Below are 9813 nucleotides of genomic sequence, written 5' to 3'. Positions count from 1 at the left end.
GCACGCCAGCCGAGTGATTGCGGACTGGATCAGTTGGTACAACCATCGGCGCCCTCACCAGGCGCTGAAAATGAAGACCCCCGCTGAGGCTTATGCGTTAGCGGCCTGACCTGTGCAGAAAGTACTGGGTCAATACACCGGCTCGCATGTCCATGGGGGCCACCGCCAGCCAGACCGCGTCGATGCGGATCACCGCAGCCAGTCCTGAAGCGTGCTCAGGCATTGAGCGGCAGCGGCCACGGGCCAATACAGCGTGATGAGGTGATCGCCTCGGCGCAGTTCGATGCGGATGTCGGCGCTGGGGGTGGCCAGCGGTACTGGGACAAAGCCGGGCGTGGAGGCAGGTGCGGCCACGGTTGGCGAGACTGAAACCGAGGCCGCGGATTGAACGCGAGCCAATTGCACAGCAGCCTTGTGGGCGGGATCACTCCCGGCCACCCAGCGGCGCACAAGGTTGGCGTTGAGGCTGTTGGCCAGGGCCACCGCAGCGGTTGAAACGCCCGGGGCTTTGCAGGCGGCAACGATGTCGGCCTTGAAGGAGTCGCTGTAGCGGCCGCGGCGCCGGCCGGGAGATGGGAGATTGATTGCTGAAGAGTCCATGTGTCCACCAAGGGGAGTGATTGGTGGGATGGATCCTCAAGCGGCGGCGCAGGGTTGGGTAGATGACTTGCCGGGACGCTTACCCTTGGGCGCCGATTTGCAGCTGCGGTAATACACCGTGCGCCTGGGAATCTGGAACCACTGGCACAGCTTGACCAGGCTGACCGCCATCCCGTCTTCAGCCAATCCCTGCTGAAGGGTGAGGATCATTGCTCATCCTCGTTGCCCAGCAGGGAGTCCTGCTTTTTTAATGAAGCTGCGCTATCGCTTGTTTTCGAGCACGCAGCTCCAACATCGCTTCGCCGTAGGCCTGCTGCAGATCACTCAGCTGGCGTTCGTACTGCTCTTTGAACACCAAGGGATTACTGCGCAGGGCGTTATCCATGCCGCGCTTGCCTTCATCGATCCACTGTTCAACCTCAGATGGGTTGAGGTCGTAGGCCCGGCTGGCCTCTGAGACCGTGATCTTGCCTTGAATGATGTCCAGGAGCAGGACCGTCTTTCTCTTGGCTGTCCAACGCTTGATGTCGTCATCCATCAAGATGCTCAACTGTGACTCCTTTCAACGGAAACGACTGAGTATTAAATCACTGAGTCAGTACAGCTGCGCAGTACTCCAGATGTGAATCACGTTAGTCATTCTTGTCGGCAGCACGCACCAATCGAACGAAATCATGTAGAGAATCAGAAGCACTGGCATTGAGATAAAGAAACCGCTCAAAACTCCCCTTAGATAAAGATGATAAGCCCTCAGAGTCAAGAGATTTAAGAAGATCTAAGATATACGCCCCCCAATCGGAGCCCGAATAAACAAAACCCGCATTAGCCAGGATATCCGAAATGTAACCCACATCACTTGCAATACAAATACAACCAGAGGACAGCGCCTCAATGAGCACTAATGGCTGCGCCTCGAATATATATTTAGACGGAAAGAGAAAAAAATCAACATTTGAATAAAAGTTAATTTTCTCCGAGTTGTTAGTTATTGGGCCAATAGTATTTAAAACATTAGGAAAATCAATCGCAAATCGCTCAATAGCACAACGAACTTCATCATCAACAACGGGGCCAGCCAGTAACAAACGAACACGCAGGCCCCGATCAATCAGATAGCGTACAGCATCAAGCACATCGACAGCGCCTTTTTCAACGGTCAAATTGGAAAGCAGTCCAAAAGTATAATATCCAGACGTATCAAAGTGGCGCAAATGCGATCCATCACCATCAAATTTAAGAAGAGCTATATTCGGAAGAACATACACCTTCGAAATAGTTGGATACATTGCGACAATGTTTAACCTCATTTTATCCGCAAGCACAACATGCGTGCACGACTTACCCAACAACATGACAAGCACCGAAAAAAAACCAGACCTTCTCAAAATATGTCTAGACGTATGGTGATGCAAGAATATCCGATACCCCAACAAGCGCGCAATACCACAAGAAACAAAATTATAAAAAACACCGTACCCTGACTCATACACGGTATAAAAAACAACATCCAAAGAAAAGAAACGAAATACCAACAGATTAAATACTGTCAAAAACAGGGAAAACAATCTCAACAAATGATATTTTAAACTCCTATTTAACGACCTAGGAGATGAGTTTATCACCTTAACGGAATCAAATCCCGCACCAATAAAAATCTTAATCATCGCCAACGAAATTGTCGACTGGCCATGAATAGGGGGAGGCAAAGCAGCCGAAACAACAAGGCGGCTCATCGCGGATCCTCAACACCGATCATCTTTGCGATACCTACCGCAAAATTGCTTGAATCGAAATACTCAGCAGCGTTACAAGCATCAATTGACATTCGTCGCCACGTCGAGTAATCAGAAGATAAAATATTCATAAAAAAGGCAAGCCCTAAACTATTATTTGACTCAACAACAAACCCATTAACACCAGATTTAATCAAAATATCCCGAGCACCGACCTCAGGGCTAACCAGACAAGGCACTCCGAGAGCCATCGATTCAATCACCACGTTACCAAACTGTTCTTCCGTACTGATCAATATTAATGCTACCGATTTGGCCACATGTATTGCCACCTCGTCAGACTGCAAAAAGCCAAACCAATCAATATACTTATCAACCGCCAACTTAGATGCATAATTCTTCAAATCCAATTCAAGCTCACCCGAACCAATCATTTTAAGTCGCCTCTGTCCGCCCAACTGAAAACGGTACTTGGAAAAGGCATCCAAAACGGTGAATAAATTCTTCTTCTTAACAAACCGAGAGACAACAACAAAATCGCGATTCAAATAATCAAAATCTTCAAAGGTCGACAACGCCAAGCGAACTCTCGCCAAAGACAAAGAATTATATGGAGCGAATATCTTATCCTGAGGAATACCAAGAAAACTCATATACATGCTAGTTCGACCACCAGATGTAATGCCCGCCTTGTAGGGGAGATAGAAAAAGCTCTTGGCTAACTCACGCCAACGGCTACGCGGCACGTCGTCGAACTTTGAAACATTCATCAAATAAACATCGCGAAGCATGAACCGCATAATTAACGCGCACAAAAAGACTTCAGCGCGCTCATAATGACAAAAAACTACTTTAGACTTACCAATAAAAAACAGCCGAATAAACAACCGAAAAAATCTCCGAAAGAAACCAACCTGATTAAAATCGAGATTTTCAAATAAAGTAATTTTATCAAAACCGCCAAAATCGTCAACCTTCCACTCATAAGTAGAACTCTTAGAAAACATCTCAACACCGACCACATTCATAGAGCCGTGGAAATATTTTGCACAAGCCGATATTCGATCAACGTGCATGGGACCAAAATTATCCCAAACAAAAACTAGTTTAGTAAATTCTCTCACCACTTTACATCCTTAAAATTTTTGTCGGATCAAGTGTCAGATTTAAAATATCTCGAAAAGCGTAAAAATTGCCAATAAGCCTACCACGCCGATCAATCCACTTTTCAGGGAACCCATATCGTACAACATTCATAAAAAAAGGACGCCCGACAAGCGATACCGCAGAAGAAAACGATAACGAGCCTTTTCTATACAAATAAATAGGGTTGACAATTTGAGAATATCCATAACGAATACCGGACGTTCGCCCCTGTTTAAATCCCAAATGCACACCAAGACATTGTTTAGTCCTGACTAAACGACCATAAATTTTTAGCTTATGACTGAAATCACGATCTTCCAACCAAGAATAAAGAGGGAGCATAGGATCAAACCAGGGCGAAAATTGCCGTAGCGCATCAGCACGAACCGCCATATTGCAACCATAAAGTGTACTAACCTCATAGTAGCCCGTAAACATGGTCTTCACACGATGTGCTTTAAGCCGATCGAGAGCATAATTAAAATCATATCCCTGATTTGTTGCACCGTCTAAAAGTAATGATGTATTCACACCAACTATGTCAGCATCAGCATCAAAAAGCTCCGATATAGTTTTAAAATAAAACTCATCAACTATAAAATCATCATCCAAAAAAACAATAAGATTGGCATCTACAATAGCACGTGATACTCCAAAGTTCCTTTGCGCAGATGCCCCCTTACTCGAAACATAAAAATCAACAAACTCTGAAAAAAGTTGGGCCTCCGAGTTATTCGGAATATCTCCTTCATCAGCTCCCACAACAATAATTCTCCAACCTTTAGGCAAATACTTTATAGTATGAACAAGCACTAGGCCAAGGAGCTGGACACGTCCAACGGTTGGTATTACTACATAATTGTGCATCACCATCACTCCTGCGCGATTCTTCTCTGACCAAAATATTGATCCACTCCATAAACCAAAATGAATGCGAGCATATTACCAAAACCATAAGCAACAGCATTCATTAAGGCCCCTCGTAGCAAAAAGACTAGGAAAAATGAAAAATATAGTCCCAAACCGACAATAACAGCCGACTTAACCACAATTTGCGTGTAATCCAAAAACCTACAAAGAAGAGCCAAAAACGCTCCATAAAAAAAGGAGCCAAGGTACCAAAAATCGAGAAATCCCTCAGTTGCCAGCGGTGCAGAGATATTATCAAACCACATAGCATAAAATGCTTCAAGATAACGCGCAATCTCCACCCCCGACATTACCGGCTTATCTGGCCATATTTCACGGGGCACCCAAAACAAAATACTCCCAACTAATTGCTGCCCACCAAAATAACCCCACAGAGATGTCAACTCACTCGCGCCAGCAGCATTTGCCCAAGCATCATAATGAGTCTCAAGAAAATGATCATAAATAACGTCCATGCTAATATTTGCATCCGCCCAGTCTAGATAACTAATATGCGTAAAGATAGAAATAAGTGGCAATGCAACAACAATCGAACTAAATATATATAAAAATCGATGGAGCCCGCTGTGAATCTGATAAAACAGACATGCAGCCGCAATACTGAGATAGACCGGGCCTATACTTTGGCGTTTCTCGAGCAATGGATTCTGAGATATTAGTACACCTAGTAAGGAAAAAATAAAAACAAGAAACCAAAGAGGACTTTTGAAAATCCTTGAACGAACGCTAATAATTATGTAAAGCAAGATGGGAATCGGCAGGAATCCAAGGAATTTTGTTTTAATCAAATACAATGGAGACATAATTAAATCATTCACCAAAGAGACGCGTTCAGAAACAATATCAGACGTAATTCCGTAAGTAAGTCCAAGCGCGCATATTGAAAGAAATAAGAAAACAATCGCTCTAAAAAAATCTTTTTGCTTGTCTACATCTGTCGAATCAAATGATCGATTCAAAACAAAAGAACTAAAGTAGTCAGGCGAACGCTTTCTAAAAAAAATATACCCAGCAAGAAAAAATGCGAATTGCAAATTGGCAGATGATATCGCTGTGTCAGAGATAGTCATAGTATTGACCATCAGTCCATCGGATGAAATTAATTGAAATGAAGGCGCGATCAGCAGAAATAAATACGAAAAAGCAACAACGGAACAACCAGCATATGAGCCAACCTTACGCTTGAGTTCATGAGATAGACAAACAATGACCTGAAGCCAAAGTACCAAGTGTAAAACGAGCGAAGAAAATAAAAAAACTGGATAAATCGCGTAAGCTAAAATTAGTAAAAGAAGGGAGAAACAAGAGAGCGTCCAAAATAAAAAACTCATAGCATCACCACTCTTTTAACACCAAAAAATAGAACGACTAAGAGGCAGATTTCACCCAAAAGCCACACGACAGGAAGCAATTCAATTCCATGAGTAACAGTCACCAAATAGCCCAAACAAAATATTACCAACATCAAAAAAAACTGAAATGCACCGGCACCCACATATTTATTGGCCGCCTGCAAGACGGACACGAACAATTGATTAAAAGCACTAACACCAGATGCTAAAAACATCACAAACATGAATTGAGGACTTAGCTCAACTCTATCATGCAACCAATAACGCTGAATCAAATCCAAATTAAAAATCGAAACCAGAAAGAAAAAACACCAATTCAAGAATAATGAAATCGACAGCAATACGATATATTTCTTTGCTTTATCGACCAAATGTTCGGAAAAAAATTTATTATAAAAAGGGGCTGCAGTTGATATCATTACAGATGCAGGCTGCAAGTGCATTCTAGATATAGTTCTGGAAGTTGAGAATAAAGTCGCAGAACTTGGCCCAAACAATCCAGAAATTAGCATTAGCCCTTGAATAGATAAATTAGAACCTAAGAATGACAAAAAACCACCCAGGCCATTCGAGGAAAGATTTGAAAATCTACTTTCAAAATTAACGTTAATACGCCGGTCTGAAATTTTAAAAATCTTACTCAACTTCAGCAGAATTAATGAGACATAAATTATTTTTAAGATCAAAGATATAGCTGCGGCGAAAAGAATACCAAGTTTTGCAAAAAAAACTAGCGCGCAGAGCAACTCAAAAATACGGAAAGTCTGATCGTAAAAAACACCTAACCAAGCTTTATTACGCCACCGATGAACCGCAAGCATGATATTAACAAACGGCTGAAGCACAAAAACAAGTGCACACGCCAAAAAAACAAAAGAAGATTCAAACGAGTAAAATCCATACCAGCAAATAAAGAAATAAGAAATCAAAATAAGTATAAAAAAATAAAAAACACGATTACTTACCTTCGTTGTCACACTTCTTATGAAGCAGACTGCCGCCCCCCGGCTTTGAGCACCAACAGCATGAACAGCCGTATTTAATGCGACCGAAAGACCAAAATCAGAATAGGAAAAAAAAATTCCAGCACCACTGGCCAAAACCCACAGGCCATAGGTCTCACTACTCCATTCCTTCAACAAAACCATTGGAAGAATCAACGAAGAGCACAGAACTATTAACTGACCGAGTAAATGCGAAGCAAACAACTTCACAAACTCTGGCTTAATAGGGTAAATCATCAATTAGTCCATTGGGCGCAAAGTGATTGAATGACAGGTGGAATAGGATTTAAACTACTCCCTGCACAATAACCATAGTCTCGATCAAATCCCTCTCTACCAATACGGCAACTACTAGCAAGACTAATTACAGGGCCAGTATCCCTAAAGACTTTAAAATTTGGATTACCAGTTTGCATTGGAATTGAAAAATAATTACCACCGGGAGTTGATGAAAAATAATACCTTGACGTGTTAATTTCAACAACCAGCGTACTCTTCTCTTCAACATTCAAAAATACGCCAATTGCATTTGAAGCAGTCGACGACAGGACCATCTTACGCCAGCCTGTTTTTTCATCATAGTCAGAGACGAAATTTGGCCGATGGAAATATATTAGTTCATCGGATGAAGTTTTTAGTTTCCAAGCCTTAAGATAGCTAAGAAATGCATATCCAGTTTTACAAGAAGGGGCTATCTGGGTATTCTCACCGTAATCATTCCATGTAATCAAATGAATCCATGAATTACTTATTTGATCAGCAGCAGCAAAAGAACTAAGAAATAGCTGCCCCCCACCAGCCTCCCAATAAATCTTGTCTTTCGGCCTTGAATCTTGTGGAGAAACGGGAAAAAAGGGAACTTTGTCAGGGTACTTTTTCGATATCTCCAAATAGCTCGCCAACAAATAATCTACGCCGGCAGGATCACGCATCCCCCAATCAGCGAATCCATCTGAAAAATCTTCGTATCTTGAAAAATATTTTGACAAACCTTGAAAAAGGGGGAGAAAGAAAACTCTCTCTCTGCACAAATCTGGTATGTCTTTCAAGATGAGGCTGCGCCACCAATCATCATCAATCAGATATCCATCTATATCTTTTTTCATTGGTGAGCTTTCGGCATTGTACGGGCTTAATACTATTCGTCCATTCACCCTAGTTATGGCCGCATGGTTTGCATACCGACATACAAGATTAGCAATTCTTTTTCTATCCAGTGACCACTTCGACTCCATGTCAGGCATAAGGACAATTTCGAAACCGAGATTATTTCTATCTACAGCCTCAAGCAAATCTTTAAAAAAACCATGAAATATTTCATCATCCCCCATAATATCCACAACAAATCCATCTATTCCAAAACTTCGAGCAAGAGCAATCTCCGCAGCCAGATTATCAACCTTCCACGAAGAACCATCTCTAATCTCGATTGGCAGTGGTCTATCCTCTATAACTCCATCTGGCCGTTTATGATTTTTTTTTTCGTCGCCACCAATAAATCGCTGCTCCGTATACCAATCATAACGATATTCCCTATTATCAACCGACAAAGGGTAAGGAGGGAAATAATGAGCATAGATCTTCTTCCCATGTATAGCTCCCTGAGCGGCCACACATGAGAAGAGGATCAATAGAAGTGAGAATATTATTTTCAAGCTGCGCACAATGAATTAATATGCATTTTCATTAATAAAGCCTTTGAAAACAGTCATGAATATAATTTTCACATCAAACCAGAGTGACCAATTTTCAATATAATAGAGATCAGCCTGAATACGAGCCTCCATTTTATCAACAGTGTCAGTTTCGCCTCGTAAACCGTTGACCTGAGCCCATCCTGTAATACCTGGCTTAACCTTGTGACGTAGCATGTACCGAGGAATTAATTCACGGTACTGCAAGTTATGAGCAACTGCATGCGGCCTAGGCCCAACGATGCTCATACGCCCCTGGAGAACATTTATAAACTGTGGCAACTCATCAAGACTGCTGCGTCGCAGAAAACTCCCGAGTGGCGTAATGCGTGCGTCGCCTTTCTTCGCTTGAGTAACTCGCCCTGTATGCTCCTCATGCACATACATGCTTCTGAATTTATATACCTCAATAGTTTCACCATTCCAACCATGACGCTTTTGCTTAAATATGACTGGACCCTTGCTAGTCAGCTTGACAGCTAATCCAACAACCAACAAGATCGGTGAAATGAGCAATAAAATAATGACACCTAAAATTCTATCTTCCAGCCATTTCAAAACGAGATTGAAGCCAGACATCGGTGAGCTTGATATATCTAGCATGGGCATTCCGAGCACCACAGTCAATCCGTTATTAACCAACTGAAATGCCCCCATATCAGGAACCAATCGAATATTGGCCGTGCTGTGGCGTAATTCGTTCAATACGAACTGAATGGCATTCATGTCATTAGCAGACGGACAAATCCATACCTCATCAGGATCGAGTTGCCCTAATGAATATTGTAGGCCCTTGATATCATCAACACTCACTACGCCTACTAAATCATAACCGGTCCAATTAGATGCTTTAACACGACGTCGGATCGCGGCCACAGGTCCACCCCGCCCCACCAGCAAAACACGCATGTGATTAACCTGACGACCGCGCAACCATGCCATTGTCAAAAACAATAAAAATCGGGCAATCCATGAAATACCTAAAGATAACACCGCCCAAGTGATCAACCAAATGCGGGAGAAATCTGCACTACTCTTGGTCAGTACCAGCCAAGTCATCAATAATGCCCAAGTAATCGCCCACGCTAAACCAACCCTACCGAGCATCGCCTTAAATTTACCACCACGCCAATTGCGATAAATGGCAGATGACACCAAAAACATCAGAGTTGCCATTTGCACGATCAACAGTGCATAAACTTGAGGTGGCGGAAGCTCTTCTGCTTCAAACCGCCACACATAAGCTATTAGCCCTGCTCCAGCAAACGCCAACCAATCCACTAAATGCACACCAAAGCGCATTAGTGAGCTAGAACTGCGCATTGAAAAAGTAGCCAAAACTTCTCCCTCTACC

At 42.7% G+C, this 9813-nt stretch carries 11 protein-coding genes; 1 reads left to right on the top strand and 10 read right to left on the bottom strand.

The window, feature by feature from the left end; translation table 11 throughout:
• The first annotated feature begins 13 nt into the window (after positions 1–13).
• A complete protein-coding gene (locus tag PSQ40_RS06670) occupies positions 14–109 on the top strand; it encodes an integrase core domain-containing protein (protein WP_273949939.1) in 96 nt (31 codons plus the stop codon).
• A gap of 80 nt (positions 110–189) precedes the next feature.
• On the opposite strand, the gene PSQ40_RS06665 is transcribed toward PSQ40_RS06670, so the two are convergent.
• From PSQ40_RS06665 to PSQ40_RS06620, 10 genes are all read right to left on the bottom strand, one after another.
• Complete coding sequence (locus tag PSQ40_RS06665) at positions 190–600, bottom strand: transposase (protein ID WP_273949900.1); 411 nt, start codon at positions 598–600, stop codon at positions 190–192.
• 36 nt (positions 601–636) lie between these two features.
• On the bottom strand, positions 637–810 hold the full coding sequence (locus tag PSQ40_RS06660; protein ID WP_273949898.1) for a hypothetical protein: 174 nt from the start codon (positions 808–810) through the stop codon (positions 637–639).
• 37 nt (positions 811–847) lie between these two features.
• On the bottom strand, positions 848–1138 hold the full coding sequence (locus PSQ40_RS06655; RefSeq protein WP_409338561.1) for a DUF1153 domain-containing protein: 291 nt from the start codon (positions 1136–1138) through the stop codon (positions 848–850).
• Positions 1139–1232: 94 nt separating this feature from the next.
• Complete coding sequence (locus tag PSQ40_RS06650; protein WP_273949894.1) at positions 1233–2333, bottom strand: glycosyltransferase family 4 protein; 1101 nt, start codon at positions 2331–2333, stop codon at positions 1233–1235.
• Entirely contained in the window at positions 2330–3457 is a 1128-nt protein-coding gene (locus PSQ40_RS06645) for a glycosyltransferase (protein ID WP_273949893.1), read from the bottom strand. The genes PSQ40_RS06650 and PSQ40_RS06645 overlap by 4 nt, the downstream gene beginning before the upstream one ends.
• Positions 3458–3461: 4 nt before the next feature.
• A complete protein-coding gene (locus tag PSQ40_RS06640) occupies positions 3462–4346 on the bottom strand; it encodes a glycosyltransferase family 2 protein (RefSeq protein ID WP_273949891.1) in 885 nt (294 codons plus the stop codon).
• Between the two features lie 5 nt (positions 4347–4351).
• Positions 4352–5740, bottom strand: a complete 1389-nt coding sequence (locus tag PSQ40_RS06635; RefSeq protein WP_273949889.1) for a hypothetical protein — start codon at positions 5738–5740, stop codon at positions 4352–4354.
• The gene (locus PSQ40_RS06630; RefSeq protein WP_273949887.1) at positions 5737–7002 is read right to left on the bottom strand and encodes a lipopolysaccharide biosynthesis protein; all 1266 of its coding nucleotides are present in this window, start codon (positions 7000–7002) and stop codon (positions 5737–5739) included. The genes PSQ40_RS06635 and PSQ40_RS06630 overlap by 4 nt, the downstream gene beginning before the upstream one ends.
• Positions 7002–8378: an endo-1,3-alpha-glucanase family glycosylhydrolase gene (locus PSQ40_RS06625; protein ID WP_273949885.1), complete on the bottom strand. Its 1377-nt coding sequence runs from the start codon at positions 8376–8378 to the stop codon at positions 7002–7004. Before PSQ40_RS06625 ends, PSQ40_RS06630 begins: the two co-directional genes overlap by 1 nt.
• A gap of 57 nt (positions 8379–8435) precedes the next feature.
• Positions 8436–9782 (bottom strand): undecaprenyl-phosphate glucose phosphotransferase, encoded by a 1347-nt coding sequence (locus tag PSQ40_RS06620; RefSeq protein ID WP_273949883.1) that lies wholly within the window; start codon positions 9780–9782, stop codon positions 8436–8438.
• Positions 9783–9813: the final 31 nt, after the last annotated feature.

This window comes from Curvibacter cyanobacteriorum (assembly GCF_028649475.1).
GTDB lineage: Bacteria > Pseudomonadota > Gammaproteobacteria > Burkholderiales > Burkholderiaceae_C > Curvibacter > Curvibacter cyanobacteriorum.
This window is presented reverse-complemented; position numbering and strand designations above follow the sequence as displayed.